The following is a 25108-nucleotide window of genomic DNA, read 5'->3' on the forward strand; positions in this document are numbered from 1 at the left end:
CAGCCCGCTCCCACACCGGTTGACGAGCTTGGTTCTCATGAGCCACATGGTCACCGACACGGCCCCTCCCGCCGGGCCGCTCCCACCCGAGCCGGATCCCGGCCGGCGGGAGCGCCTGGTCGAGGTGGTCGTTCCCGTCTACAACGAGGCGCACGTCCTCGAGGCCAGCATCATCAGGCTGAACGCCTACCTGGCCCGGACGTTCCCCTATTCGTTCCGCGTCACGATCGCCGACAACGCCAGCACCGACGCGACCTGGAGCGTCGCGCGGCGCCTGGAGGCCGAGCTGCCGCACGTGCGCGCGGTCCGGCTGGACCGCAAGGGCCGCGGCCGGGCGCTGCGGCACGTGTGGAGCGGCAGCGACGCCGACGTCGTCGCCTACATGGACGTCGACCTGTCGACCGATCTGGACGCGTTCCTGCCGCTGGTCGCGCCGCTGATCTCCGGGCACAGCGACCTGGCGATCGGCAGCCGCCTGTCGCGCGGCTCGGCGGTCGTGCGCGGACCCAAGCGCGAGCTGATCTCGCGCTGCTACAACCTGCTGCTGCGCACGGCGCTGGCGGCGCGGTTCACCGACGCCCAGTGCGGGTTCAAGGCGGCGCGCACCGAGATCGTGCAGGCGCTGCTGCCGTCGGTGGAGGACGAGGAGTGGTTCTTCGACACCGAGCTGCTGCTGCTGGCCGAACGGAACGGGCTGCGCATCCACGAGGTGCCGGTCGACTGGGTCGACGACCCCGACAGCCGGGTGGACGTGCTGCGGACCGCGATGGACGATCTGAGGGGGATGGCACGGGTGGGACGACGGATGCTGACCGGCGCGTTCCGGGCACCGGTGGGCGGCAGGCCGCGGCCTGAGCTGCCCACCGGGATGGCCCGGCAGCTGCCCAGCTTCGCCGTCATCGGCGTCATCTCCACGCTGGCGCAGCTGGTGCTGTTCGTGCTGCTGCGCACGGTCACCGGTCCGTTCGCGGCGAACGCGCTGTCGCTGGTCATCACCGCGATCGGCAACACCGCCGCCAACCGCCGCTTCACCTTCGGGGTGACCGGTTCGCAGGGCGCGTTCCGGCAGCAGGTCGAGGGCGGGGTGGCGTTCCTGCTCGGGCTGGTGCTCAGCACCGGCGGGCTGGCGCTGCTGCACGTGCTGGCGCCGGACGTCTCGCGGGCGGTGGAGGTCACCGCCCTGGTCGTCGCCAACGGCGTCGCGACCCTGGTGCGCTTCCTGCTGATGCGCGCCTGGATCTTCCACCCGCGCCGCCTGCGGGTGAGCATCGACGAGTCTGGGGGACAGGACTGATGACGACTCAGCAGATCTCACCGCCTGAGGCGGAGGGTCGCGCCGGGTCCGCCGAACGAGGCCGGCTCGCCCGGCTGTTCCTGGGGCGGCCGGAGGAGCCGCGCTGGGTGCGGCCCGCACTGTGGGCGATCCTGGTGGCCGCGGGCGTGCTGTACGGGTGGGGCATGTCGGCCAGCGGCTACGCCAACTCCTACTACTCGGCCGCGGTCAAGAGCGGGTCGCAGAGCTGGAGCTCGTTCTTCTTCGGCTCGCTGGACACCGGCAACTTCATCACCGTCGACAAGCCGCCCATGTCGCTGTGGGCGCAGGAACTGTTCGCGCGGGTCTTCGGGTTCGGCAGCTTCAGCCTGCTGTTCCCCGAAGTGCTCATGGGTGTGGCGGCGGTGGCGCTGCTCTACACGACGGTGCGGCGCGCGTTCGGCTACCCGGCCGCGCTGATCGCGGCGGGCGTGCTGACGCTGACGCCGATCACCGTGGCGATCAACCGGGACAACAACCCCGACACGCTGCTGGTGCTGCTGCTGGTCGCGGCGGCCTGGGCGGCGCAGAAGGCGATCGAGTCGGGACGGCTGCGGTGGCTGCTGGCCTCGGCGTTCTTCGTCGGCTGCGGCTTCAACACCAAGATGCTCCAGGCGTTCCTGGTGGTCCCGGCGCTCGCGCTGGCCTACCTGATCGCCGCGCGGGCCGGGGTGGTGCGCCGGATCGTGCACCTGCTCGCGGCGGGCGCGGTGATGGCGGTGTCCAGCTTCTGGTGGATGGTCGTCGTCGACCTCATCCCCGCCTCGTCGCGGCCGTTCATCGGCGGCAGCACCGACGGCACGGTGTGGGACCTGGTCATCGGCTACAACGGGCTGGGCCGCATCTTCGGCGAGAACAACGGTCCCGGCGGCGGCCGGGGCGGCCCGGGCGGAGGCGGCGGCTTCGGCGGCACCTCGGGCGCGGGCCGGATGTTCAACGACATCCTCGGCGGCCAGATCTCCTGGCTGCTGCCGTTCGCGGCGATCGCGCTGGTCGCCGGTCTGGTGCTGCTGTGGAAGCGGCCGCGCGTGGACCTGGCGCGGGCCGGGCTGCTGATCTGGGGCGGCTGGCTGGCGGTGCACTTCGTGGTGTTCAGCTTCGCCGAGGGCACCTTCCACCCGTACTACTCCACGGCGATGGGCCCGGCGATCGCGGCGCTCACCGGCGCGGGCGCGGTCCTGCTGTACGGCGCCTACCGGCGTTCGGCGGTGTGGGCGGTCGTGCTTCCGGCCGCGGTCGCGATCACTGGGGTGTGGGCGTTCATGCTGCTGAACCGCACGCCGGACTGGAACCCCTGGCTGCGCTGGGTGGTCGTCGCGGCGACGGTGCTCGCGGTGGCCGCCCTGGTGGCGGGCCGCCTGGTGCGCGGCGGTGGGCGGGCGGTGACGGTCGCCGGTCTGGCGCTGGCGGTCCTGGCCGGGCTCGCGGGCCCGGGCGCCTACGCCGCCTCGGCCGCGTCCTCCACGACCAACGGCACCAACCCGCTCGCTGGCCCCTCCACCGGGATGGGCTTCGGCGGTCCGGGCGGGATGCCGGGCGGCGGATCGCGCCGGGGCGGTTTCCCTGGCGGCTTCCCTGGCGGGGGCGCGCCTCCCGGCGGGATGCCGCAGGGCATGGAGCGCGGGCAGATGCCCGGCGGCGGCCAAGGCGAGATGCCGAAAGGGCAGACGCCGGGAGGCCAGTCCCAGGGCGGGCAGCGGTCCGGCGGCATGGGCGGCGGGCCCGGCGGGGAGGCCAGCCAGGCGATGATCTCCTACCTGGAGAAGCACCGGAACGGCGCGCAGTGGCTGCTTGCGGTCAGCAGCGCCCAGCAGGCCTCCTCGATCATCATCTCGACCGGGCAGCCGGTCATCGCGATGGGCGGTTTCACCGGAAGCGACCCGGCGATGACGGTCGCCAAGCTGCAGCAGTACGTCAAGGAGGGCAAGCTCCACTACGTCATGGTGAGCGGCCAGGGCGGCGGCTTCGGCCCCGACCGCGGCAACTCCGAGGTGTCGGAGTGGGTGCGCAAGAACGGCACCCTCGTCCAGCCGAGCGAGTACGGAGGATCCTCGTCCTCCTCGTCCTCCTCGGGCAGCGGCGCGCAGCTGTACTACCTGCGCTGATCCCGAGAACTAGGGGGCATGATGACTGCGACACTGTCTCGACCTGATCCGGTGCGGGCGCTGCGCGGCAGCGAGCACGACCCGCCGTGGGCGCGGCCGGCGCTGCTGGTGCTGCTGGTGGTCACCGCGGTGCTGTACGTGTGGGACCTGGGCGCCTCGGGCTGGGCGAACTCGTTCTACTCGGCGGCGGTGCAGGCAGGCGCGTCGGACTGGAAGGCGTTCTTCTTCGGCTCCTCCGACGCGGCCAACGCGATCACGGTGGACAAGACGCCGCTGTCGCTGTGGCCGATGGAGCTGTCGGCTCGGATCTTCGGGGTGAACGCCTGGAGCATCCTGGTGCCGCAGGCGCTGATGGGCGTGGCGACCGTCGGCACGCTGTACGCCACGGTCCGGCGCGGTTTCGGCGCGGGCGCGGGGCTGCTGGCGGGCGCCGCGATGGCGCTCACGCCGGTGGCGGCGCTGATGTTCCGCTTCAACAACCCCGACGCGGCGCTGGTGCTGCTGCTGACGCTCGGCGCGTACGCGCTGCTGCGGGCGCAGGAGAGCGGGCGGACCGGCTGGCTGGTGCTGGCGGGGTCGATAGTCGGCTTTGGGTTCCTGGCCAAGATGATGCAGGCGTTCCTGGTCGTGCCGGTGTTCGCGCTGGTCTACCTGGTGACGGCGCCGACGCCGGTGCGGCGCCGGATCTGGCAGCTGCTGCTGGCCGGGGCCGCGCTGCTGGTGTCGGCGGGCTGGTGGGTCGCGATCGTCGCGCTCGTTCCGGCGTCGTCGCGGCCCTACATCGGCGGGTCGCAGCACAACAGCGTGCTGGAGCTGGCGCTGGGCTACAACGGGCTCGGGCGCCTGAACGGCAACGAGACCGGCGGGCTCGGCAACCTCAACCAGGACGCCGGGTGGGGCCGGATGTTCGGCGCCGCGATCGGCGGTCAGATCGCCTGGCTGCTGCCCGCCGCGCTGATCCTGCTGGCGGCCGGGGTGTGGCTGACGCGCCGCGCCCCGCGCACCGACCCGCAGCGCGCCGCGCTGGCCACCTGGGGCGGCTGGCTGCTGATCACCGGCGGGATCTTCAGCTTCATGCAGGGGATCTTCCACGAGTACTACACCGTGGCGCTGGCGCCCGCGATCGCGGCGCTGGCCGGGATGGGCGCGGCGATGCTGTGGCAGCGCCGCCGCATGCCGGTCGCGGCGCTGGCGCTCGGGGCGACGGTGGCGGCGACGGCCGTGTGGTCGTACGCGCTGCTGTCGCGGGCGTCGGGCTGGAACTCCTGGCTCGGACCGGCGGTGCTGGTCGGCGGGCTGCTGGCGGCCGGAGGGCTGATGGCGGTCGGTTCGCTGCCGCGTGCGGCGGCGCTGGCGACGGCCGGGCTGGCGGCGGTGAGCTCGCTGGCGGGTCCGGCCGCGTACACCCTGGACACCGTCAACACCGCGCACACCGGCGCGATCGTCACGGCGGGCCCGGCGACCGGGCGCGGCCCGGGCGGCTTCGGCGGACGCGGCGGTCCGGGCGGGATGCGCGGCATGCGCCCGCCCGGTACGCAGGGGCAGTTCCCTGGCGGTGGCCAGTTCCCCGGGGGTGGGCAGTTCCCGGGTGGCGGCCAGTCGCGTGGCGGTCAGCAGGGCGGCGGTCAGCAGGGTGGCGGCGGAGGCGGCGGGTTCCGTGGCGGCGGTGGACCGGGCGGGCTGCTGGACGCGACCACGCCCAGCGCCGCGCTGACGGCGGCGCTGAAGGCCAACTCCGGCTCCTACACCTGGGTGGCGGCGACGGTCCGTTCCAACAACGCCGCCGGGTACCAGCTGGCCACCGGCAAGCCGGTGATGGCGGTCGGCGGGTTCAACGGCACCGACCCGGCGCCGACGCTCGCGCAGTTCCAGCAGTACGTGCGCGAAGGCAAGATCCACTACTTCATCGGCGAGGGCACCGGCCGTGGCGGCGGCCGGATGATGGGGATGGGCTCTGGCAGCAGCGGCAGTGACACCGCTCAGCAGATCTCCGAATGGGTCGCGGCCACCTACACCGCCACGACCGTGGGAGGGACGACCGTCTACGACCTCTCCAATTGAGGAAACGCACGTTCCGCAATGGCTTATAGCGTCAGCCGCATGACAGAGCACAGCGGAACGGAAGCGGTCGTCTTCGGCGACGCCGAAGCGTGGGAGGACTGGCTCGTGGGCAACCACGACCGGTCCTCCCACGTGTGGTTGAAGATCGCCAAGAAGGGGTCGCGGGCCTCCACGGTCACGATCGGGCAGGCGCTGGAGGTCGCGCTGTGCCACGGCTGGATCGACGGGCACCGCAAGGCGCTGGACGAGAACTACTACCTGCAGCGCTACTCCCCGCGCCGGCCGCGCAGCAACTGGTCCTGGATCAACGTGCAGCTTGCGCGGGCCCTCATCGAGGCGGGACGCATGCGGCCCGCTGGTCTGGCGGCGATCGAGGCCGCCCAGGCCGACGGGCGATGGGCCCGGGCCGAATCTCAGGGGCGGCAAGGCTCTCGTTAAGGACGCTCTCATGATCGCCTCGCAAGGTGGGAGGTGAGAAAGGGGGCGTCATGGAAGGCAGTGCGGAAAGGGATCGGCGCCGTTCGGTGGTTCGCCGGATCACCGCGGTGACGGCGGCCGCCTCGCTGGCCGCCACGGCCGGGATCGCGGCGCTGCTGGGCGCGGCCCAGCACGAGAAGGCCACCACCGAGAACACCGGGGCGACCACCTCCGACACCGGCGAGTCCGGTACGGGGACGACGAGCGGCGACGGTTCCGGGGACGGGCTGACCAAGTCCGATCAGGCGCCCAGCAACACCGACGACCAGGGCACGGTCCGTTCGGGGGGTTCGTGATGGAGACGGCGCAGCAGAGCTTCCCGCTGTGGGGAGGCGAGGCGGTCGTGGCCGTCACCGACTCCGGTCGCCTGGGCGCGGCGCGGGCGGCGGCGGACCGGGTGATCGCGGACGTGGACGCGGCGTGCAGCTGGTTCCGGTCCGACTCGGATCTGGCGCGGGTGAATCAGGGCGCGGGTGAACAGGTCCGGGTCGGGCCCGTTCTGCTGGAGACGCTGGCGGCGGCGCTGCGGGCCGCTCGGCTCAGCGGTGGCCTGGTCGATCCGTTGCGGACGGCGCCCTGGGAGGGCGTCGAGGCCGGGGACGGCTGGGTGCGGATCCCGGCGGGCACCGAGCTGGATCTCGGCGCGATCGGGAAGGCGTTCGCGGCCGACACCGCCGCGCAGGCGGCGGCCGAGGCGACGGGGTGCGGCGTGCTGGTGTCGCTGTGCGGTGACCTGGCCGTCTGCGGCCCGCCGCCGAGCCGGGGCTGGTCCGTGCGGGTCGCCGAGGATCACCGGGACGGCGCGTACGGCCATGACCACGGCCAGGACATCGCGCTGACGACCGAGGGCGGGCTGGCGACCTCGAGCCTGACCGTGCGGACGGTGCGGCTGCCCGGCGGCGGCGTCGGCACCCACATCCTGGACCCGCGTTCGGGGCTTCCGGTGCGGGGGCCGTGGCGGACGGTGTCGGTGTGGGCGGGCGACTGCGCGGACGCCAACACCGCGACGACGGCTGCGCTGGTTCGCGGCGCGGGCGCGGTGCGCTGGCTGGAGCGCACCGGGCTACCGGCCCGGCTCGTGCACGTCGACGGGTGGGTGAAGACGGTCGGCGACTGGCCGCAGGAGGACGTCGATGTGAAGGTGGCCGGCTGATGGCGCTCTGGTTCGCGGCCCGCGCGTTCGGGCTGGTGTCGCTGACGCTGCTCACGGCGGTGATGGTGCTGGGCCTGCTGGTGGCGGGCCGTCCGCGCCGCTCGTACGTGGTGACCGCGCTGCACCGGTCGCTGGCGCTGATGTCGGTCGCACTGATCGCGCTGCACGTGGCGACGGTGGTGCTCGACGGTTACGTGCCGGTCGGCTGGATCGACGCGGTGGTGCCGTTCATGTCGTCCTACGAGAGGTTCTGGCAGGGGCTGGGCACGGTCGCGATCGACGTGCTGCTGGCGCTGGTGGTGACGAGCCTGCTGCGCGGCCGGCTGGGTCCGCGCGCGTGGCGGGCGGTGCACTGGCTGGCCTATCTGTGCTGGCCGGTCGCGCTGGTGCACGCGCTGGGCATCGGAACCGACTCGGTGATCGTGATGGGTGTGGCGGCCGCGAGCGTGGTCGCCGTTGGCGTGGCCGCGGTGGTGCGGCTGAGCCGGGGGCGACGGACCGCCGCCAGGCGGCGTCCGGCCGGGAGCGGCCGGGGACAGGAACACGGACGGGCGATGGTCGCGGGAGGTGCGCGATGACGGTGACTGCGAACAACATGCGGCTGCTCGACACTACAACGCCGTCCCCGCAGGACGGACCCGTGGCGCGGCCCGGTGAGCTGGGACCGCTGGTCGAGGAGATCGCCGAGGCCGGGCTGCGCGGCCGGGGCGGCGGCTGGTTCCCCACGGCCCGCAAGCTAGCGGCGGTGGCGGGCGCCTCCAGCCGTTCGCGTCCGCCGGTCGTGGTGGTGAACGCGATGGAGGGCGAGCCGCTCAGCGCCAAGGACGCCCGGCTGCTCGCGCACGCGCCTCGGCTGGTCGTCGAGGGCGCGCTGGCCGCCGCGCGGACGATCGGCGCGCACCGGGTGATCCTGGCGGTGCCCGAGGGAACGCCCGTGCCACCGGGACTGGACGTCGAGGTTCGGGAGGGCCCGCGCCGTTTCCTGTCGGGGCAGGAGACCGCGCTGGTCAACTGGCTGAACGGGGGATCGGCGGTGCCGACGAGCACCGTCCCGTACCGCAAGGGGGTCGGCGGGCGGGCGACGCTGGTGAGCAACGCCGAGACGTTCGCGCATCTGGCGCTGATCGCCCGGTACGGCGCGCGGTGGTTCCGTTCGGAGGGCACGGCGGAGGCGCCGGGCACCACGCTGATCAGCCTCTCGGTCGGCGACGGCCCGCCCATGGTGCTGGAGGTGCCGGTGGGCACGCCGGTGAGCGAGATCCTGCACGCCGGGGGAGTGTCCTTCCCGCCCGACGCGGTGCTGTTCGGCGGGTTCGGGGGTGCGTGGCTGAACGGCGCGCACGCGTGGTCGCTGCCGCTGTCGCCGGGCCCGCTGGCGGCGGCGGGCGCCGCGATGGGCGCGGGCATCGTCGCGGTGCCGCCGCCCGGTCGAAGGGGCCTGGACCAGACGGCCTCGATCGTGGAGTGGATGGCTGCGCAGGGCGCGCACCAGTGCGGCCCGTGCACGTTCGGGCTGCCCGCGGTCGCCGCCGACCTGCGCGAGCTGGCCGACCGTCCGGGGACGGCCGACGCGCGGGCGGCGCTGGTGCGGCTGCGGCGGCGCCTCGGCCTGCTGCCGGGACGCGGCGGCTGCGCGCATCCCGACGGTGTTGCACGGCTGGTGGGGTCGGCGCTGGAGGTCTTCGGCCGGGAGCTGACCAGGTGAAGGGGGAGAACGTGAGGCTGGAGATCGACCGGATCGCCTGCGACGGCGCGGGCCTGTGCGCCGAGCTGCTGCCGGAGCTGATCGAGCTGGACGAGTGGGGCTACCCGATCATGAACGATCCGCAGGTCCCCGACGAGCTGCGCTCGCCCGCGCGGGAGGCGGTCGCGCTGTGCCCTCGGCTGGCGCTGTATCGCCGCTGATCCCCGGGTGATGTACTCGGTGGTGAAGGCGCAGGCGTCACCGAAGGGAGATCTGGCCATGGCGACCCGGGACCTGCTGGACGAGGCGGCCATCGCCGCCGAGCTGGACAAGCTGCCCTCCTGGAGCCGGGACGGAGCGGAGATCCGCCGCCAGATGAAGGCGCCGTCGTTCATGGCGGGCATCGAGCTGGTGGCGGCGGTCGCCCGCGCGGCCGAGGACGCCGACCACCATCCCGACATCGACATCCGCTGGCGCACGCTCACGTTCGCACTCAGCACCCACAGCGCGGGCGGGCTCACCGGCAAGGACTTCGAGCTGGCGCAGCGGATCGACGAGCTGGCGTCGGCGCACGGCGCTGAATAGATGCCGCTGCAGGTGGCGGTGTGCGGTCCGCGCAACTGCCCCGAGGCCGACTGGGCACACGCCTACGAGGTCGGACGCCTTCTGGCTGAACGCGAGGCGGTACTGGTGTGCGGCGGTCACGGCGGGGTGATGGCCGCCGCCGCCGCGGGCGCCCGCTCGTCCGGCGGCATCGTCGTCGGCGTGCTACCGGACGCCGACCGGGTGAACGCGGGCCCGGACTTGACGGTCGCGATCCCGACCGGGCTGGGCGAAGCCCGCAACAACGTCATCGTCAACGCCGCCGACGCGGTCATCGTGGTCGGCGGCTCGTGGGGCACGCTGTCAGAACTGGCACTGGCGATGCGCGCCGGACGGGCCCCAGTGGTGCAGCTGGGCGGCTGGCGGGTGCTGGACGAGCAGGGCCGCCCGCTCTCGGGCATCCGCCACGCGGCCACGCCGCAGGAGGCGCTCGCGCTCACCGGCTTGTGGGCCTAGCGACGAGCCCTTGGTGCTACTTCCAGTGGGCGAAGCCTTCACGTCCTCGTGGGCTCCTGATCGTTGTCCTCTTGCTCCTGCGCCCAGGTGATCGCCCACTCGTCGAGCGGACGGAGGGCGTGACCGAGTGCCGTCCCCAGCCGAGTGAGCTCGTATCCATCGGCCGAGGGCGCGATGATCCCGCTCGATGTGAGTTCGCGGAGCCGCTGATAGAGGACGCTGGATGACAGACCGTCGCACCGTGCCAGCAGCGCGCGGGCACCAAGCGGCCCCGCGCGCAGCTCCCAGAGAATGCGCAGCGCCCACCGACGGCCGAACAGGTCCAGCGCGGCCATGAGGGGATGGCCGGTCGTCGATCCACGGACTGGTGATCCTGGGCGCGGCGTCGGCATGACTCTCCTTGCGTTTCGTTATTCGAAACACTAGCATCCACTCGACGTTTCTGATTTCGAAACGACCAACCCGTAAGTCAGATGCACTCATCCCAACACTGGAGGTTCGATGCCTAAGGGCTACTGGGTCAGCGTCTACCGCACCATTGCAGACCCTGAGAAGCTGGCTGCCTACAACAAACTGGCCGGTCCGGCGGTCCGGGCCGGGGGCGGTCGGACCCTCGTCCGTGGCGGTCGGGTCGTGGCGTATGACGGCGGAATCGCCGAGCGCACCGTCCTGGTCGAGTTCGACAGCTTCGAACAGGCCGTCGCGGCCCGCGAGAGTGCGGCCTACCAGGAGGCGCTGGTCGCGCTCTCCGACGGCGTCGAGCGCGAGTTCCGCATCGTCGAAGGCATCGACTGACCGAGGTCCAGGCCTCCTCATGCTGATGTAGGCGGAGCGACGAGTGAAATGGTGGTGGGCAGTGGTCGCGTACGTCATCATCCCGGGCATCGACGGCTCGGACGAGCAGCACTGGCAGACCTTGTGGGAGCGGCAGTGGGGCACCTCAGCGGTGAGGATTTCGCCTGCTTCGTGGTCGGCTCCCGATCTGGATGACTGGGTCGACGCTGTCCAGGAGGCGTACGACGACGCTTCCCGGCGGGACAGCCAGGTTGTGCTGGTGGCCCACAGCCTGGGCTGCTGGGCGGCGTCCACCTGGCTGAACAAGAACCCCTCAAGCCCGGCAGGCGGCGCGTTCCTGGTCGCGCCGCCCGACCCGCACGGGCGGGCGTTCCCGCGCCAGGCAGCCGCCACGTTCACCCAACTGTCGGCACAACCGTTGCCGTGTCCGGCTCTGGTGGTGGGCAGCACCAACGACCCGTACTGCAGCCCCGAGGCAGCCGCCGGGTTCGCGGCGCGGTAGGAGGCGCGATGGCACCTGGCGGGCGCGTGCGGACACCTCAACTCCGCCAGCGATCTGGGCGCGTGGCAGCACGGCCGGGAACTCCTGGACTCGCTGGCCCATCGTTGATCTGTAAGGCGTCAGGCGCGAGGGCTGGGATTCCCCATCAATCTGTGACCACGCTGGCGTGCGCCGCGATCACTTTCCAGCGTCCTTGGCCATCCTTGATCCACGTTCTGGTATAGCGCATCCGGGCGTGGAAGGCCGCGCCGCCCGAGGTGCCCGCGAGGGTGCCCAGGAACCAGGTGACGCCGGTGGACCCGTCGACGAGGACCTGCAGTTCTTCCTCCTCGAGGCGGCTCAGCGACTGGGCTCCTGAACGCTGGAGTTCGAGATCGTCCTGCTTGCCGTAGGTCGACCCGTCGAAAGTGAAGATCAGGCGGTCGTCGAGGAGCTCGTCGAGGGCGTCGGCGTCCGCGGCCAGCTGGGCCGCTTGGAGGCGGCGTTCGGCCGCGCGCAGGTCTTCTTCCATCGTGGTTCCTCCAGGTCAAGGCGGGGACGACCGGCACTCCTCCCCTGATGAAGATCCATTCTTGCTCGACCCCGACGTCCTCCGCGACTTGAAGACTGCCGTTCTCCCCTGTGGGACTGAGCTCGAGCTAGTGCGTGGAGAAGCCGCCGTCGACGAACAGCGCCTGCCCGGTGACGTAGGCAGATGCGGCGCTCGCCAGGAAAACGGCGGCGCCGGCGAAGTCCTCGGCGAGTCCGTTCCGCCCGATCATCGTGCGGGCGGCCAGAGAAGCGACCCTCTCCGGATCGCTGGAGATCCGGGTGTTGAGCGGGGTCATCACAAACCCCGGCACGAGGGTGTTGCAGGTGACTCCGTGCGGCGACCACGCCTCGGCCTGGGAGCGGGCCAGTGCTTCCAACCCGGCCTTGGACACCCCGTAGGCGCCGCTCTGCACGAACGCGCGGTGCGCCTGCTGGGACGAGACGTGGATGATCCGCCCGAACCCGCGCTCGGCCATCCCCGGCCCGAACCGTTCGCCCAGTAGGAACGGCGCCTCCAGGTTGACCGCCATGGTGGCGTCCCAGACGTCGTCGCCGAGCTCGCCCATCGGCGGCCGCAGGTTGATCCCGGCCGAGTTCACCAGGATGTCGGGCTCGCCGAACGACTTGACGACGTCCTCAGCCGCGGCCCGTACACCCTCACGCGACGACAGGTCGGCGCTGACCCATGCGGCCCGGCACCCGTACGCCTCCAGGTCCGCGACGGCAGCGGCGAGCTCAGCCTCACGCCGCGCCACGATCACCACGCTCGCACCCGCCCGCGCCAGCGCCCCGGCGATCGCGCGACCGATGCCAGAGCTGCCTCCGGTCACCACGGCGACCCTGCCGTCCAGGGAGAACAGCTCGGACAAGTAGGCGGAGGAGGGCGGGTTCGTCATGACCGCAACACTACGAGAGGCCGATTGCGGCCTAGAGGCTGGGCATGTCCAGCTCGTCGTCCTTGATCTTGGCGACCAGGCGGGCCAGCTCGGGCCGTCCGATCTCCAGGTACCCGGTGTCGGGGCTCTTGCTGTCACGGATGCCAACGGCAGTGGACAGGTCGCCCAGTTCAACGCAGTCTCCGCCGGTGCCGCCACCGCCGGACCTGGTGCTCTTGCGCCACTCGATGGTCACTGGAGAAGCTCCAACTTCTTTGCTACCAATTCGCGCGAACCCTCTTCAGATAGGGCTCTCGCTCCAATTCGGTCATACCGTAGCGCCAGTTCCCTGACCTCGGATGGGTCATGAACCAGTCTGCCCTCCAGTTGGGCCCAAACGTAGGCCACCTCGACACCCTTTGCGGTCGTGATCAACTGGAATCCCCCTCCAACGCCAGCGTGAAGCCTGGCGGAGGACGGGACAATCCGCATGCTCGCCCCAGGAGACAGTTCCAGGAGAGCGTTGAGCTGCTCCCGCTTGACCTCGACGGGCATTGGCGGGTCTAGAGCGGACTCGTCGATCAGGGTCCACAAGGACATCTTGGGCAGCTGATCGCGCAGATCCTTGGTCCGGCTCATCCGCCTGCGAACCGCGTCATCGATGTCGTACACGAGCTGGAACTGCCGGATCAGCTCCCGGGCATAGCCCTCCGTCTGCAGGGGCACCGGGACCAGATCCGGGATGCATACCTTGACCACAAGCGCACCCTTCTCAAAGTCGAAGAGTTGCTTCCACCAGTCCTCATCACTGCCGAGAAGCACCGCGAACTTGCGCCAGGCAATGAAGGTCGTCCCCCAAGCCTGATCTAGAGCCCTGGCGTGCTCCTCGGTGATGTGGAGCCGGTTGGCCTCGTAGTTGCCGATCCCCTGCCGGTCTGCAGTTCCTACACCCTCTGAGGCAGCGTTGATGATGTCGGCGACGGCTTGGAGGGTGAGATTGCGTCGCTGACGCTCTCTTCGCAGGTTGACGGCTATGCAGTGCCAGAACGAGTCCTCTGGGTTCAGTGACTCTGCGACACCCATAAATGACTCCCACGTGTAGGAAATCGCCGACAACTCGTGGCGAGAGCAACGCTAGCCCGTCAGTCTGTGACGTGCGACACAAATCCCGAACCTTACGGACACTGACTCATGGCGGAAGCTCCCGTGTGGCACCACGCACCTGCGTTCAACCAAGACCGTCCCCACTACGCGCTCGCTCTGGCGATCAAGCCGACGGCGGTAGCCGTGGCCCGTGAGCTGGTGAAAGCGGCGCTGCAGGAGTGGGAGGCGACCTTGTTCTGCGACGACGCGGTCTTGGTGACGAGTGAGTTGGTGACCAATGCCGTCCGGGTGGAGCCCGAGAAGCTCGTCTTCATGATCGATTACGTGGTGGCCGACGGGCTGCTGAACCTGTCGGTCTGGGACGACGGTCCGGGCGTTCCCGAGCCGCGAGAGCCTGACTTCGTGAACGAGTCGGGCCGCGGGCTGTGGATCATCGAGAACCTCAGCCGCACGTGGGGCTGGGAGCCCACGCCGGGACTCGGAGGCAAGATCACCTGGGCCCAGCTGGGATGCGGTGAGGAAACTGCCACCGATTAGGTTTCCGCGTCGCGTCCGTCTTTATGTGTGAGAGCGACTCACGGGAGGCTGGCACGATGCGGAAACTGACCTTCGGCATGAACGCGACCCTGGACGGCTACATCGCCGCGCCCGGCGACGACCTCGGCTGGAGTGGGGGAGAGGGACCGGACTCGTCGCCGAGTGACGAGCTGTTCCAGTGGTGGTCCGACCGGGTGGACGCGACCGATCTGGCGCTGTACGGGCGCAAGCTGTGGGAGGCGATGAGCCCCCACTGGCCGACCGCCGACGAGCAGCCGGGTGCCTCACCGGCGGAGATCGAGTTCGCGCGCCGCTGGCGGGACATGCCGAAGGTGGTGTTCTCGTCGACGATCGACAAGGTCGACTGGAACACCCGCCTGGTCACCGGCGACGCGGTCGCCGAGATCTCCCGGCTCAGGGCCGAGGACGGCGGCCCGATGGACATCGGCGGCGCGACGCTCGCCGGGACGGCCATGCGGGCCGGACTGATCGACGAGTACGTGATCGTCACCCACCCGGTCCTGGTGGGCGGCGGCACGCCGTTCTTCACCGCGCTGGACGGCTGGGTGAAGCTGAACCTGGTCGAGACTCGGACATTTCCCGGCGGCGTGCTGCTGACCCGGTACGAGACGAGGCGATGAGGGAATCCTCGCTGATCACAGCGTCGCGGGCAGGCCCAGCCATGGTTTGTCGGTGGCGTCGAACCCGGTGAGCTCGGTGATCTTCGCGTCGACGATGTGCAGGACCGCGATGGTGAACAAACGGTATTCCGGGTCGTCGGGGGCACGCAGGTACAGCGCGGCGGCGGGCATGCGGTTGACCGTCGTGGCGATGCATCGCCAGTCGTCCTTGCCGCGCTGGAAGAGCCCACCGGAGACCCAGCCGTCCACCGCGTCCTTGGCCGTGACGATCACGGTGCCCGGGTCGGGCAGCATCGCGAAGCGCAGGTCCTCGCGCAGCAGGGCCATCAGGCCGTCGACGTCGTTGCGCTGATGGGCGTCGATGTAGGACTTCACCACGCCGCGCTCGTCATTCGACAGCTCGTGCGTGGCCGGGCTCCGCCAGTCCAGGCGGCGGCCGGGCAGCTGCTCGCGCATCGTCACGCGCGCCCGCTGCAGTGCGCTGGTCACCGATGCGACGGTCAGCTCGAGGGCGTCGGCGGCCTTCGACGCCGGCCAGCCGATGACGTCGCGCAGGATGAACACCGCCCGCTGCCGCGGCGGCAGATGCTGGACGGCGATGATGAACGCCAGCTCGATCGTCTCCCGCGCCACCACCGATTCCTGCGGGTCCTCCGGGAGCATCCGGTCGGGGTAGGGCTGCAGGTAATGCAGTTCCAAGCCCGCGCCCGCGGGCACGGGTGTGCGGTCGTTGCGCTTGTCCAGGAAGTCGAGGCAGGCGTTCGTCGCGATCCGGTACAGCCAGGTCCGCAGCGCGGCGTTGCCCTTGAACGACTCCCGCTTGTTCCACGCCCGCAGGAACGTCTCCTGCGTCATGTCCAGGGCGTCCTCGTAATTCGCGAGCATGCGGTAGCAGTGCACCTGCAGCTCACGCCGGTAGCGCTCGGTGATGAGCGCGAACTGCGCCGTGTCACTTGAGCGGGCCGCCGCGATGAACGCGGCCTTGTCGGCGCCTGCCGGGCTGGCGTCGGTCATGGTCGTCAATCCTTCCACCGGTGGTGAGGGGCTACCAGGACTGACGACGTGGCGGAGGATTTCTGATCGGTGGCCGCGTCAGCGGCTTGTGGTGTTCTCGGGAACGCGGGGGGCCGGGCTTGCCGGTCGTGCCGGCTCGGTGCTCCTGATCAGCCACAGGCCGGTGAACACGGCTGTGGCCAGGGTGACGATGCCGGCGACGATGAAGGCGCTGTTGAGGCCCGCCTCGAAGGAGGCGCCGCCGGACTGGCGGGTGCGGACGACGGCTCCGAGCAGCGCCACGCCGAGGACCGCGCCGATCTGCCGGGTGGTGCTGCTGACGCCTGAGGCCAGGCCGCCTTCCTGGGGGTTGACCGCCTGGATGGCGGCGCCGGTCAGCGGGGACATGGTGAGTGCGAAGCCGATGCCGACGACGGCGAGGCGCCACCACACGTTGGCGTAGGGGGTGTCGGCGTGCACGAAGCCCAGGGCCAGCAGTCCCAGCCCAGCCAGTGCCAGGCCGATGGTGACCATGATCCGGAAGCCGTGCCGGGCGGCGAGGCGTCCCGCGAACGGGCTGACGATGACCATCGCGAGCGTGGCGGGCAGGGTCTGCACCCCGGCTCGCAGGATCGAGGTGCCCTGGACGTAGACGAAGAACTGGGAGAAGAAGAACGACGAGCCCATGAGCGCGAAACCGACCACGACCATCGCGGTGTTGGAGACGGTGAACAGCCGTTCCCGGAAGAGCCGCAGGGGCAGCATCGGTGCCGGAACCCGCGCTTCGACGACTAGGAAAGCGGCGAGGATCACGGCCGCGGCGGCGAAGCTGCTCAGGATCACCGGTGAGGTCCAGCCGCGGGAGCCGCCCTCGATCAGCCCGTAGGTGAGCGCCCCCACACCCAGGACGGACAGGGCCGTTCCGGGGACGTCGATCGCCGGGGCGCCGGGGTTGCGGGAGTCGTTCAGCACGCGCAGGCCGGCGACCAGCAGGACCGCGCCGACGGGCAGGTTGACCAGGAAGATGGCGGGCCAGCCGAAGGCCTCCACCAGAACGCCACCGGCCACCGGCCCGGCGGCCAGGCCGATTCCGCTGAATCCGGCCCACAGCCCGATCGCCCTGACGCGTTCCTGCGGAACCGGATAGGCGGCGACGAGCAGGGCCAGCGAGGCGGGGCTGAGCGCCGCGGCCCCGATGCCCTGGAGCACCCGCCCGGCGATCAGCCAGCCGATCGAGGGCGCGACCGAGCACAGGGCGGACGCGGCGGTGAACACCACGACGCCGGCCAGGAACATCTTCTTGCGGCCGAAGCGGTCGGTGAAGACGCCGCCCGACAGCAACAGCATGGCGACCAGCAGCACGTAGGCGTCGACGATCCATTGCAGCCCGGTCAGCTGGGTGTGCAGCCGTTCCTGCATGTCGGGCAGTGCCGCGCCGACGATCGTGTTGTCCAGCAGCACCATGAACTGCCCCAGGCAGGTCACCGTGAGCAACAGCGCCCGGTTCGGCGCGGCCACCGGCGGTACAGACGTCATCCATCCTCCTAATGCAGTTTGCTACTGCGTTAGGAAGGTAACTGATGGGACGCGTTAACGCAACTGGCAACTGCGCTAAGGTGGCGCCATGGAAGAAATGAAGCCGGTCCGGCGGCCCGGCGGGCGCAGCGCCCGTGTCGGGGCCGCGGTGCATCAGGCCGTCACGGACCTGGTCGCCGAGCGCGGCTACGGCGAGTTCACGGTCGGTGACGTCGCGGCCCGCGCGGGCGTGGCCGATACCAGCGTCTACCGCCGGTGGGGCACCCTGGAGGCCCTGCTCACCGACGTGGCGCTCACGCGCCTGAACACGCAGTCACCGATGCCCGACACCGGGAGCCTGGCCGGTGACCTGCACGCCTACGCGGCCCAGGTGGCGCGCGAGATCACCGGACCCGACGGCCTGGCGGTGCTGCGCCTGACCGTCGCCCTGTCCAACCGGGGCGAGGCGGGTCTGCGGGCGCGTGACGACTTCCTCGCCGAACGCACCAAGTTCGTGCAGGCCATGCTCGACCGCGCCGCCGAACGCGGCGAGCAGCCACCCGACGTGATGGGCGTGCTCGACCACGTCATGGCCCCGATGTACATCCGCGTCCTGTTCGGCGCGGGCCCGCTCACCCCCGACTACATCGCCGGACTGGTCGACCGGCTGCTGGCGCAGGCCTGATCTCTGGCTGCTTCCGGGTGAGGTCAGGAGGCGTCGGTGTGCTCTTCGTCGTCGCCGCGGCGGCGGTCCCGCCAGATCACGAAGGCGATCACCGCGACGACGATGAAGGTGGGCACGAAGAACGGCAGGGCGGTGATGGCGGAATGGGTGGCCAGGACTCCGTCGGCGCCTGTCACGCCGTTCACGCCGTTCACGCGGGGACCTTGGGACGGACCGGCTCGGGCCGCTTGGCGCCCTCGGGGGGTAGCGAGCGGGAGATCCGCGACACGCCCCAGCCGAGCGAGATGATCAGCACGAGGGTGCAGAACAGCACGACCGCAGAGCAGGCCAGCCACAGCCAGCCGGGCACGCCGCTCTTCAGCTCGCGCTGCAGGATCTTCTTCTCGCTCTGCACGGGGCGGGTGAAGTGCTGTGCGGCGGGCAGTTCCTTGGCGCCGATCGCCGGATCGTTGGGCAGGTAGACGGGCACCCCGGCCAGGGTGCGGCCGTCGTGGATGCGGATCAGGGTCTTCCAGTCGCCGTGGACGGGCATCGGCTCGCGGGTGCGGTAGACGCCCTGCCCCTCCTTGATCAGGTGCTGGACCTGCAGGCCCTCGCCCTGCCAGCCGGTGACGGTGACCCAGGCGGGGTCGTCGACGGCGCCGGGCGGCGACAGGACGATCTTGGCGTTGGCGGTGCGGTGGGCGGCGTCGCCGTGGGTGTCGGTGAGGGTGACGGTGGCGCTCTGGCCGTGCGGGACGTTGATGATGAGGCCGTTGGCGATCGCGGCGGCGACCCCGGCCAGGGATACGGCCAGCAGCGTCCGGGAGATCGCGGGGCGGGGCAGGCGGCCCTCCAGCCCTTCGGCGAGCATCGCGCCGCACAGGCCGCCGGCGACGCCGCCGACCACGGCCATGATCATGCCTTCGACGAGGATGTCGGTGGTCCAGGGCAGCCGCATCGCGACGTGGCTCCAGCCGTACTCGGCGCCGAACCCGGCGGTGCCGATGAGCACGCCGCTGACCGCGCCGAGCGCGAGCGGTCGCCGGGCCAGGGCGAGCGCGGCGAGCTCCACGCAGAGCGCCTCGGCGAAGTACAGCGGGACGGCCGCCCACAGTTCGCCGATGACGCCGCCGACGATGAGCGAGACGCCGCCGCGTACCAGCATGTAGAACACGACCGCGAAGATCGCGCCGCCGCGGCCGACCCACAGGCGGGCGGCGACCAGGGCGCACCCGGCGGCCAGCGCGATCAGCAGCGGCTGGTGGACCAGGCGGAACTGGGTGACGCCGAAGTCGTACTCGGCCTGGAAGACCGACAGGCCGACCAGCAGGCCGCCGGCCATCATGCCGCGGCGGATCCAGCGGGCGGCGGCGGGCGGCTCCTCGCCCTCGGAGCCGGACCAGGCGCGGCGGCCCTCGCGTTCCAGGATCATCATGGCGACCAGCGAGAGCCCGGCGCCGCCGATCAGCATCAGGTGGGTGGGGCCCCACAGGGTGACGTCCTGGCCGAAGATGCGGTGCCAGATGTCGTCGAGGGGGAAGCCGAGCAGCGCGTAGAACCCGGCTCCGGCGAGCAGGACGCCGCCGGTCGGGGCGTACCAGTCGCGGGTGATGCGCACGGCGGCGGCGCCGGGGCGTTCGCCCTTGGGCAGCGTCACGGCCAGCACTCCGGCGGTGAAGATGCCGAACAGGCCGATGAGGATCGGGTAGTGGGCGATGTTGGCCAGCGGGCCCTCGTCGCGGCCGTGCGAGATGTGCAGGGAGATGTCCCAGTACATGCCGAGCAGCGCGGTGAGCAGGGACGCCAGCGCCACCACCGAGGGCAGCGCGGCCCAGCCGGGCAGGCCGCGCCCGGGGCCGCGTTCGGAGAGGGCGGCGAGCCGCGCCAGCACGTTGATCTTGCCGGTGCGGTGTCCCCAGCCGAAGACCAGCAGGAACGTGGTGAGGACGGCCGCGGCGCCCGAGGCGATGAAGACCTGGTCAAGCGCTGCGCCGCCGGCGGGCTTGTTCTGCGCCGCCGCCAGCTGCAGGGCGGCGGTCAGTCCTGTGTCGTTCACTCGCTCCCACACGGGTCACTCCCATTGCCGACCAAACGGTGATTGAACGCCCCCCGAATGGAGTATGTCATCCGTCTATGTGTCATTGTCTAGTGTCACCGTCTGTGGTGTTAGCCACCGGATCGAAGGGAGCGACATGCGACGCGCGGCGCGATGGACCGTGATGGCGGCGTTGACCGCCGGGATGCTGGTGGCCGCCGCGGGATGCGGCAAGCCGGCGCCGGACTCCGGGGGCTCGGCGTCCGGGGGCTCCGCGCCGTCGGGGAGCTCGGGCGGGTCCTCCCCGGCACAGACCGCCGGAACCCGCTCGCCGGGTAAGACCGATGTCACCACCGTCACCGCCACCGTCACCCGGGGGAAAGTCCAGACCGCCCGCAGGACGGTGAAGGTGCACCTGGGCTCGACCGTGCGGATCACCGTCACCAGCGACGCAGGCGAGGAGTTCCACCTGCATGGCTACGACCGCGAGCTGGAGCTTCAGCCCGGCCGTCCCGGGACGCTGCAGCTGGTCGCCGACAAGCCGGGGGTGTTCGAGGCCGAACTGCACCACTCGGGGGCCCGCGTCTTCGAGCTGCAGGTGAGCTGACCGGTGCACGTCCTCGCGCACGGGCTCGGCGGCCGCACCGACCTGCCCATGGACGCCGTCACCGCGATCATCGGCGGCGGCGCGGCGGTCGCCGCGTCGTTCCTGGCCCTGACGGCGGCGTGGCGCCGCCCGCGGCTGAGCCCGGACGCCGGGCGGCCGCTGCCCGCCCGGATCGCCCGCGTACTGGACTCGCGCGCGCTGACGGTCACCGGGCGGGTGCTGGCGTTCGCCGCGACCGCGTTCGTGCTGGTGGTGGCGGTGGCCGGGCCCGGTACCGACAGCCGCAACCTGGCGCCGTGGGCGCTGTTCGTGACGTTCTGGGTGGGGCTGGTGCCGGTCAGCGTGCTGCTCGGCCCGGTGTGGCGGCGCGTCAACCCGCTGAGGACCCTGCACGCCGCGCTGTGCGCCCTCACCCGCACCGGCGCCCAGGGCCGGCGCCCGCTGTCCAAGCGGCTGGGTTACTGGCCCGCGGCGGGGTGGCTCACCGGGTTCGTATGGCTGGAGCTGGTCGCCCCGCATCGCTCGGACCCGCGCCTGGTCGGCGCGCTGATCTGCGGTTACGCAGCGTTGAACGTGGGCCTGGCCTGGGTGTACGGGCGGGACTGGTTCACCCGCTGCGACGGCTTCGAGGCCTACTCCAGCCTGATGGCGCGGCTGTGCCCGATCGGGCGGCGCGCGGACGGGACGCTGGTGCTGCGGACCCCGCTGACCGGGCTGATGCGGGTCACCGGCGAGGCGGGGCTGACGGCGGCGGCGTGCGTGCTGATCGGCTCGACCGGCTTCGACGGGATCACCCGCACCACGTACTGGCGCGACAACGTCGACCCGACCAGCATCGTCGCCGGGACGCTGGGCCTGGCGGCCGCGATCGCGGGGGTCGCGGTGCTGTACGTCGGCGCGCTACGGGTGAGCGCGGCGCTGACCGGCGACGATCCCGCCGAGCTCCCCGGCCGCTTCGCCGCGACGCTGCTGCCGATCGCGTTCGGCTACACCCTCGCGCACTACTTCTCGTTCTTCATGCTCGAGGGGCAGATGACCTTCATCCTGGCCAGCGACCCGTTCGGCACCGGCCTGAACCTGCTCGGCTCGACCGGCTACCGCGTCGACTACGGGCTGGTCAGCCCCACCATCACCGCCCAGGTCCAGGTCAACGCGATCGTCCTGGGGCACATCGGCGCCACCATCGCCGCGCACGACCTGGCCCTGCGGACCCAGCCGCCCGGACGGACGCTTCTCGGCCAGCTTCCGATCGCCGCCGTCATGGTCGCCCTGACCTGCGCCGGGCTGTTCGCCCTGCTCAGCGGCTGACTTCTTGCGGCGCTGGACCTCCTTGACCGCGGCGCCGGCCGCGATCAGGACCGGCACCCAGAACTTGCTCGTGCCCAGGATCACCGCCAGCCAGCCCGGCGGCGAGACGTCGGGCAGCGGCAGGTCGGGCAGGGAGATGCCGGGCAGCGGGATCGACGGCAGGTCGATCTTGGGCAGGTCGACGTGCGGCCAGGGCACGTACGACAGCAGCACCTTGATCAGCGCGCCGACGCCCAGCAGCCCGAACGCCACCTTGCCGACGGCCGCGACCACCAGCCGCGAGGCGTACAGCTTGGGGTAGCGCCGCGCCAGCTCCTCGCGCCGCTCAGCCCGGGTGCCCGGGGGAGGCGTGAACGAGACCTTCTCGGCCTTGGCCTTGTCGTCGTCCTTGCTCTCGTCCTTGGCCTTGTCCTGCTTGCCCTGGTCCTTCTTGGCGTCGTCGGGCTTGGGCGGTACGAGCTCGACGCGGCCGGCCTGGCCGTCGCGCAGGCCGAGCGGGTCGAAGGCCACCACGATCTTGGCTTCGCCGTGCTCGACCTCGCCCTTGATCAGGACCTCGTCCTGTTCGGCGGCCTGCTCGCCGTCGACGTAGAGCCTGATGACGCGCTGCCAGCCGGTCCGTTCGGTCTCGATCTCCAGGCGGTGTCCCTGGTGGTCGAGCGTCCATCGGCCGCCGTTGCCTGCCCCTGCGCTGTTCACCCTTCCAGGTTGCCGGGCGCGGGGGCGGGCTCGATGCGGCCGATGCGCTATCGCCGTATAGACCAAAGTCGGTGCATGCTGCCACCGGACGGCACGGTCAGGCGGCGCGGGCGACGTCGCGGCGCAGGTGCTCGGCGGTTCTGGAGCCGGTGTCGGCGAGCAGGTCGGCGGGCGTTCCGGCGAAGATCACGCGGCCACCGTGCTTGCCGCCGCCGGGGCCGAGGTCGATGATCCAGTCGGCGCGTTTCACCACGTCGAGGTTGTGCTCGATGACGATGACGGTGTTGCCGGCGTCCACGAGGCGGTCCATGAGCGCCACGAGGGTGTCGACGTCGGCCATGTGCAGGCCGGTGGTGGGCTCGTCCAGCACGTACACCGCGCCGGTCTCGCGCAGCCGCACGGCGAGCTTGACGCGCTGGCGCTCGCCGCCCGACAGGGTGCTGAGCGGCTGGCCAAGGCCCAGGTAGCCCAGCCCGACCTCGTTCAGCGCCCGCAGCCGCGACACGATCTTGGCGCCGCCGTTGCCATTGCCGCCGCCGTGCTCGGTGAAGAAGGCCAGCGCTTCCTCGGCGGTCATGGCCAGCACGTCGACGATGGTGCGGCCGTGCAGGGTGTGCGCGAGCGCCTCGGGGCGGTAGCGGGTGCCGCCGCAGGCCGGGCAGCGGGTGGTGACCGGGTCCATGTAGGCCAGGTCGGTGACGGTGAAGCCGTTGCCGTCGCATTCGGGGCAGGCGCCCTTGGAGTTGAAGCTGAACAGCCCGGCGTCGGCGCCGCTCGCGTCGGCGAACAGGCGCCGGATCTGGTCCATCATGCCGAGATAGGTGGCGGGGCTGGAGCGGCGCGAGGCGGCGATCGCCGACTGGTCGACCACGATGGCGCCGGGGTGCGCGCCGACCAGCACGCGCGACACCAGGGTGCTCTTGCCGGATCCTGCGACGCCGGTGACGACCGACAGCACGCCGGCGGGGAAGCGCGCGGTGACGTTGGTGAGGTTGTGGAGGCGGTCCGCGGTGACGGTCAGCCAGCCGGTCGGTTCGCGGAAGGCGTCCTTGACGCCGGTGCCGCGGCGCAGCGCGATCCCGGTGGGGGTGTCGGCGCGTTCGAGCTGGGCGAGGGTGCCCTCGAACACGACCTGGCCGCCGGCGGTGCCCGCGCCGGGGCCCATGTCGACGATGTGGTCGGCGACGCGGATGACGTCGGGGTCGTGCTCGACCACCAGCACGGTGTTGCCGCGGTCGCGCAGCTGGCGCAGCAGGGCGTTCAGGCGGCCGACATCGCGCGGATGCATGCCGACGCTGGGCTCGTCGAAGATGTAGGTCATGCCGGTGAGGCTGGAGCCCAGGTGCCGTACGACCTTGAGCCGCTGGCCCTCGCCGCCCGACACCGTGGAGGTCTCGCGGTCCAGGCTGAGGTAGCCGAGGCCGATCTCCTCCAGCCGCCGCAGCCGGGTGACGGCGGTCGCGGCGACCGCTTCGGCGCCGCCGCCCCGGATGCGGCCGAGCGCCGCGATGAGGTCGCTGATCTCCATCCGGCAGTGGTCGGCGATCGAGTGGCCGTCGATGCGGGCGGCGAGCGCGTCCTGGTTCAGGCGGGCGCCGTCGCACAGCGGGCAGGTCCGCTCCGTCGTGACGCGCAGCGCCGCCTCACGGTTCTTGTCCGACAGGGAGCTGAGGTCGCGGTTGATCCACAGCCGTTCGAACCGGTCGGCCAGGCCCTGATAGGTGTTGCCGCTCGCCAGCTTGAAGCCCTTGCCGTGCAACAGCAGCTCCCACTCCTCCTCGGTGTACTCGCGCAGCGGCTTGTCGGGGTCGAACAGCCCGGATTTGGCGTACAGGCCCCACTGCCAGGTGCCGGGGGCGACCTGGGGGAAGTCGATGGCGCCCTCGTTCAGCGACTTGGAGGTGTCCAGCAGCTTGTCCAGGTCCAGCCGCACCACCCGGCCCAGGCCGTCGCATTCGGGGCACATGCCGTGCGGGTCGTTGAAGGAGTAGGCGCCCGCGCCGCCCGCGCTGGGGGTGCCGTAGCGGGAGAACAGCACGCGCAGCACCGAGTGGATGTCGGTCATGGTGCCGACGGTGGAACGGGAGTTGCCGCCGATCGGTCTCTGGTCGACGACGATCGCGGTGGACAGGTCGTCGATGACGTCGGCGTCGGGGCGTTCGTGCTTGGGCAGCCGGTTGCGGATGAACCAGGTGAACGTCTCGTTCAGCTGCCGCTGCGACTCGATCGCGATGGTGTCGAAAACGATCGAGGACTTGCCCGATCCCGACACCCCGGTGAACACCACGATCTTCTCCTTGGGGATGCGCAGGGAGACGTCCTTGAGGTTGTTCTCCCGGGCCCCGCTGATCACGATGTGGTCGCTGTGCACGCTGCTCCTCCTGATCGTTTCGCCGGCTTTTCACCGGCGATGCCGAGGCTATGAGCGAATGAGGTCAGGGCCTGTCC

The 25108-nt window shown here is 71.2% G+C and carries 28 protein-coding genes; 18 read left to right on the forward strand and 10 right to left on the reverse strand.

All coding sequences use genetic code 11. The annotated features are described in order from the left end of the window. The first annotated feature begins 46 nt into the window (after positions 1 to 46). Genes J4573_RS46755 through J4573_RS46805 form a run of 11 tightly spaced genes read left to right on the forward strand, consistent with a single transcriptional unit; the run spans position 47 to position 9851 of the window. Positions 47 to 1294, forward strand: a complete 1248-nt coding sequence (locus J4573_RS46755) for a bifunctional glycosyltransferase family 2/GtrA family protein (protein WP_208262889.1) — start codon at positions 47 to 49, stop codon at positions 1292 to 1294. After that, positions 1294 to 3417: a glycosyltransferase family 39 protein gene (locus J4573_RS46760; RefSeq protein WP_208262890.1), complete on the forward strand. Its 2124-nt coding sequence runs from the start codon at positions 1294 to 1296 to the stop codon at positions 3415 to 3417. Before J4573_RS46755 ends, J4573_RS46760 begins: the two co-directional genes overlap by 1 nt. A 21-nt stretch (positions 3418 to 3438) precedes the next feature. Next, positions 3439 to 5478, forward strand: a complete 2040-nt coding sequence (locus J4573_RS55790; protein WP_279575832.1) for a glycosyltransferase family 39 protein — start codon at positions 3439 to 3441, stop codon at positions 5476 to 5478. Positions 5479 to 5517: 39 nt separating this feature from the next. Then, entirely contained in the window at positions 5518 to 5916 is a 399-nt protein-coding gene (locus tag J4573_RS46770; protein WP_208262892.1) for a YdeI/OmpD-associated family protein, read from the forward strand. Between the two features lie 50 nt (positions 5917 to 5966). Next, positions 5967 to 6251: a hypothetical protein gene (locus J4573_RS46775; protein WP_208262893.1), complete on the forward strand. Its 285-nt coding sequence runs from the start codon at positions 5967 to 5969 to the stop codon at positions 6249 to 6251. Beyond that, positions 6251 to 7108: an FAD:protein FMN transferase gene (locus tag J4573_RS46780; protein ID WP_208262894.1), complete on the forward strand. Its 858-nt coding sequence runs from the start codon at positions 6251 to 6253 to the stop codon at positions 7106 to 7108. Before J4573_RS46775 ends, J4573_RS46780 begins: the two co-directional genes overlap by 1 nt. Continuing rightward, entirely contained in the window at positions 7108 to 7686 is a 579-nt protein-coding gene (locus J4573_RS46785; protein WP_208262895.1) for a ferric reductase-like transmembrane domain-containing protein, read from the forward strand. Before J4573_RS46780 ends, J4573_RS46785 begins: the two co-directional genes overlap by 1 nt. Then, positions 7683 to 8813 carry an NADH-ubiquinone oxidoreductase-F iron-sulfur binding region domain-containing protein gene (locus J4573_RS46790; protein WP_208262896.1) on the forward strand — a complete coding sequence of 377 codons (1131 nt, stop codon included), beginning with the start codon at positions 7683 to 7685 and terminating at the stop codon, positions 8811 to 8813. Before J4573_RS46785 ends, J4573_RS46790 begins: the two co-directional genes overlap by 4 nt. 11 nt (positions 8814 to 8824) lie before the next feature. Further along, on the forward strand, positions 8825 to 9013 hold the full coding sequence (locus J4573_RS46795; protein ID WP_208262897.1) for a ferredoxin: 189 nt from the start codon (positions 8825 to 8827) through the stop codon (positions 9011 to 9013). 58 nt (positions 9014 to 9071) lie between these two features. Further along, the gene (locus J4573_RS46800; RefSeq protein WP_208262898.1) at positions 9072 to 9377 is read left to right on the forward strand and encodes a 4a-hydroxytetrahydrobiopterin dehydratase; all 306 of its coding nucleotides are present in this window, start codon (positions 9072 to 9074) and stop codon (positions 9375 to 9377) included. Continuing rightward, positions 9378 to 9851 (forward strand): TIGR00725 family protein, encoded by a 474-nt coding sequence (locus J4573_RS46805; RefSeq protein ID WP_208262899.1) that lies wholly within the window; start codon positions 9378 to 9380, stop codon positions 9849 to 9851. Positions 9852 to 9889: 38 nt separating this feature from the next. Here J4573_RS46805 and J4573_RS46810 read toward each other — a convergent pair whose 3' ends face one another. Beyond that, positions 9890 to 10186, reverse strand: a complete 297-nt coding sequence (locus tag J4573_RS46810; protein WP_208262900.1) for a winged helix-turn-helix transcriptional regulator — start codon at positions 10184 to 10186, stop codon at positions 9890 to 9892. Positions 10187 to 10352: 166 nt separating this feature from the next. On the opposite strand from J4573_RS46810, the gene J4573_RS46815 reads away from it, so the two are divergent. Then, positions 10353 to 10646, forward strand: a complete 294-nt coding sequence (locus J4573_RS46815) for a DUF1330 domain-containing protein (protein WP_208262901.1) — start codon at positions 10353 to 10355, stop codon at positions 10644 to 10646. Positions 10647 to 10707: 61 nt separating this feature from the next. After that, on the forward strand, positions 10708 to 11148 hold the full coding sequence (locus tag J4573_RS46820; RefSeq protein ID WP_208262902.1) for an RBBP9/YdeN family alpha/beta hydrolase: 441 nt from the start codon (positions 10708 to 10710) through the stop codon (positions 11146 to 11148). Between the two features lie 145 nt (positions 11149 to 11293). Here the strand turns inward: J4573_RS46820 and J4573_RS46825 are convergent, their stop codons facing one another. The 4 genes from J4573_RS46825 to J4573_RS46840 all read right to left on the reverse strand — a co-directional run bounded on the left by J4573_RS46825 (position 11294) and on the right by J4573_RS46840 (position 13637). Next, the gene (locus J4573_RS46825; protein ID WP_208262903.1) at positions 11294 to 11659 is read right to left on the reverse strand and encodes a nuclear transport factor 2 family protein; all 366 of its coding nucleotides are present in this window, start codon (positions 11657 to 11659) and stop codon (positions 11294 to 11296) included. Positions 11660 to 11786: 127 nt separating this feature from the next. Further along, positions 11787 to 12575, reverse strand: coding sequence for an SDR family NAD(P)-dependent oxidoreductase (locus tag J4573_RS46830; RefSeq protein WP_208262904.1), 789 nt, complete (start codon positions 12573 to 12575; stop codon positions 11787 to 11789). A gap of 31 nt (positions 12576 to 12606) precedes the next feature. Continuing rightward, positions 12607 to 12810 (reverse strand): DUF397 domain-containing protein, encoded by a 204-nt coding sequence (locus J4573_RS46835; RefSeq protein ID WP_208262905.1) that lies wholly within the window; start codon positions 12808 to 12810, stop codon positions 12607 to 12609. Then, complete coding sequence (locus tag J4573_RS46840) at positions 12807 to 13637, reverse strand: DUF5753 domain-containing protein (RefSeq protein ID WP_208262906.1); 831 nt, start codon at positions 13635 to 13637, stop codon at positions 12807 to 12809. The genes J4573_RS46835 and J4573_RS46840 overlap by 4 nt, the downstream gene beginning before the upstream one ends. A gap of 108 nt (positions 13638 to 13745) precedes the next feature. On the opposite strand from J4573_RS46840, the gene J4573_RS46845 reads away from it, so the two are divergent. Both J4573_RS46845 and J4573_RS46850 read left to right on the forward strand, forming a co-directional pair. Continuing rightward, positions 13746 to 14195, forward strand: a complete 450-nt coding sequence (locus J4573_RS46845; protein WP_243774712.1) for an ATP-binding protein — start codon at positions 13746 to 13748, stop codon at positions 14193 to 14195. Positions 14196 to 14251: 56 nt separating this feature from the next. Then, positions 14252 to 14836 carry a dihydrofolate reductase family protein gene (locus J4573_RS46850; RefSeq protein ID WP_208262908.1) on the forward strand — a complete coding sequence of 195 codons (585 nt, stop codon included), beginning with the start codon at positions 14252 to 14254 and terminating at the stop codon, positions 14834 to 14836. A 15-nt stretch (positions 14837 to 14851) separates the two neighbouring features. Here the strand turns inward: J4573_RS46850 and J4573_RS46855 are convergent, their stop codons facing one another. Together J4573_RS46855 and J4573_RS46860 are read right to left on the reverse strand one after the other, a co-directional pair. Beyond that, complete coding sequence (locus J4573_RS46855; RefSeq protein WP_208262909.1) at positions 14852 to 15850, reverse strand: RNA polymerase subunit sigma-70; 999 nt, start codon at positions 15848 to 15850, stop codon at positions 14852 to 14854. Between the two features lie 78 nt (positions 15851 to 15928). Then, positions 15929 to 17365 carry an MFS transporter gene (locus J4573_RS46860; RefSeq protein WP_208262910.1) on the reverse strand — a complete coding sequence of 479 codons (1437 nt, stop codon included), beginning with the start codon at positions 17363 to 17365 and terminating at the stop codon, positions 15929 to 15931. Positions 17366 to 17453: 88 nt separating this feature from the next. Here J4573_RS46860 and J4573_RS46865 point away from each other — a divergent pair, with 88 nt between their 5' ends. Further along, positions 17454 to 18029 carry a TetR/AcrR family transcriptional regulator gene (locus tag J4573_RS46865; protein ID WP_208262911.1) on the forward strand — a complete coding sequence of 192 codons (576 nt, stop codon included), beginning with the start codon at positions 17454 to 17456 and terminating at the stop codon, positions 18027 to 18029. A gap of 23 nt (positions 18030 to 18052) precedes the next feature. Here the strand turns inward: J4573_RS46865 and J4573_RS46870 are convergent, their stop codons facing one another. Both J4573_RS46870 and J4573_RS46875 read right to left on the reverse strand, forming a co-directional pair. Then, a complete protein-coding gene (locus J4573_RS46870) occupies positions 18053 to 18223 on the reverse strand; it encodes a hypothetical protein (protein ID WP_208262912.1) in 171 nt (56 codons plus the stop codon). Continuing rightward, positions 18220 to 20067, reverse strand: a complete 1848-nt coding sequence (locus J4573_RS46875; protein WP_208262913.1) for a hypothetical protein — start codon at positions 20065 to 20067, stop codon at positions 18220 to 18222. Before J4573_RS46875 ends, J4573_RS46870 begins: the two co-directional genes overlap by 4 nt. A 136-nt stretch (positions 20068 to 20203) precedes the next feature. On the opposite strand from J4573_RS46875, the gene J4573_RS46880 reads away from it, so the two are divergent. Further along, positions 20204 to 20653: a cupredoxin domain-containing protein gene (locus J4573_RS46880; protein ID WP_208262914.1), complete on the forward strand. Its 450-nt coding sequence runs from the start codon at positions 20204 to 20206 to the stop codon at positions 20651 to 20653. 3 nt (positions 20654 to 20656) lie between these two features. Continuing rightward, positions 20657 to 21961 (forward strand): hypothetical protein, encoded by a 1305-nt coding sequence (locus tag J4573_RS46885; protein WP_208262915.1) that lies wholly within the window; start codon positions 20657 to 20659, stop codon positions 21959 to 21961. A 796-nt stretch (positions 21962 to 22757) separates the two neighbouring features. Here J4573_RS46885 and J4573_RS46890 read toward each other — a convergent pair. Next, the gene (locus J4573_RS46890; RefSeq protein WP_208262916.1) at positions 22758 to 25031 is read right to left on the reverse strand and encodes an ATP-binding cassette domain-containing protein; all 2274 of its coding nucleotides are present in this window, start codon (positions 25029 to 25031) and stop codon (positions 22758 to 22760) included. Positions 25032 to 25108: the final 77 nt, after the last annotated feature.

This window comes from Actinomadura barringtoniae, assembly GCF_017573505.1.
Taxonomy (GTDB): Bacteria; Actinomycetota; Actinomycetes; order Streptosporangiales; family Streptosporangiaceae; genus Spirillospora; species Spirillospora barringtoniae.

Coding starts and splice junctions, on each gene's coding strand:
- J4573_RS46800 (WP_208262898.1), top strand. CDS start 9,072: ATGGCGACCCGGGACCTGCTGGACGAGGCGGCCATCGCCGCCGAGCTG.
- J4573_RS46865 (WP_208262911.1), top strand. CDS start 17,454: ATGGAAGAAATGAAGCCGGTCCGGCGGCCCGGCGGGCGCAGCGCCCGT.
- J4573_RS46880 (WP_208262914.1), top strand. CDS start 20,204: ATGCGACGCGCGGCGCGATGGACCGTGATGGCGGCGTTGACCGCCGGG.
- J4573_RS46860 (WP_208262910.1), bottom strand. CDS start 17,365: ATGACGTCTGTACCGCCGGTGGCCGCGCCGAACCGGGCGCTGTTGCTC.
- J4573_RS46775 (WP_208262893.1), top strand. CDS start 5,967: ATGGAAGGCAGTGCGGAAAGGGATCGGCGCCGTTCGGTGGTTCGCCGG.
- J4573_RS46780 (WP_208262894.1), top strand. CDS start 6,251: ATGGAGACGGCGCAGCAGAGCTTCCCGCTGTGGGGAGGCGAGGCGGTC.
- J4573_RS46790 (WP_208262896.1), top strand. CDS start 7,683: ATGACGGTGACTGCGAACAACATGCGGCTGCTCGACACTACAACGCCG.
- J4573_RS46845 (WP_243774712.1), top strand. CDS start 13,746: ATGGCGGAAGCTCCCGTGTGGCACCACGCACCTGCGTTCAACCAAGAC.
- J4573_RS46760 (WP_208262890.1), top strand. CDS start 1,294: ATGACGACTCAGCAGATCTCACCGCCTGAGGCGGAGGGTCGCGCCGGG.
- J4573_RS46855 (WP_208262909.1), bottom strand. CDS start 15,850: ATGACCGACGCCAGCCCGGCAGGCGCCGACAAGGCCGCGTTCATCGCG.
- J4573_RS46815 (WP_208262901.1), top strand. CDS start 10,353: ATGCCTAAGGGCTACTGGGTCAGCGTCTACCGCACCATTGCAGACCCT.
- J4573_RS46785 (WP_208262895.1), top strand. CDS start 7,108: ATGGCGCTCTGGTTCGCGGCCCGCGCGTTCGGGCTGGTGTCGCTGACG.
- J4573_RS46840 (WP_208262906.1), bottom strand. CDS start 13,637: ATGGGTGTCGCAGAGTCACTGAACCCAGAGGACTCGTTCTGGCACTGC.
- J4573_RS55790 (WP_279575832.1), top strand. CDS start 3,439: ATGACTGCGACACTGTCTCGACCTGATCCGGTGCGGGCGCTGCGCGGC.
- J4573_RS46830 (WP_208262904.1), bottom strand. CDS start 12,575: ATGACGAACCCGCCCTCCTCCGCCTACTTGTCCGAGCTGTTCTCCCTG.
- J4573_RS46850 (WP_208262908.1), top strand. CDS start 14,252: ATGCGGAAACTGACCTTCGGCATGAACGCGACCCTGGACGGCTACATC.
- J4573_RS46805 (WP_208262899.1), top strand. CDS start 9,378: ATGCCGCTGCAGGTGGCGGTGTGCGGTCCGCGCAACTGCCCCGAGGCC.
- J4573_RS46810 (WP_208262900.1), bottom strand. CDS start 10,186: ATGGCCGCGCTGGACCTGTTCGGCCGTCGGTGGGCGCTGCGCATTCTC.
- J4573_RS46755 (WP_208262889.1), top strand. CDS start 47: ATGGTCACCGACACGGCCCCTCCCGCCGGGCCGCTCCCACCCGAGCCG.
- J4573_RS46770 (WP_208262892.1), top strand. CDS start 5,518: ATGACAGAGCACAGCGGAACGGAAGCGGTCGTCTTCGGCGACGCCGAA.
- J4573_RS46825 (WP_208262903.1), bottom strand. CDS start 11,659: ATGGAAGAAGACCTGCGCGCGGCCGAACGCCGCCTCCAAGCGGCCCAG.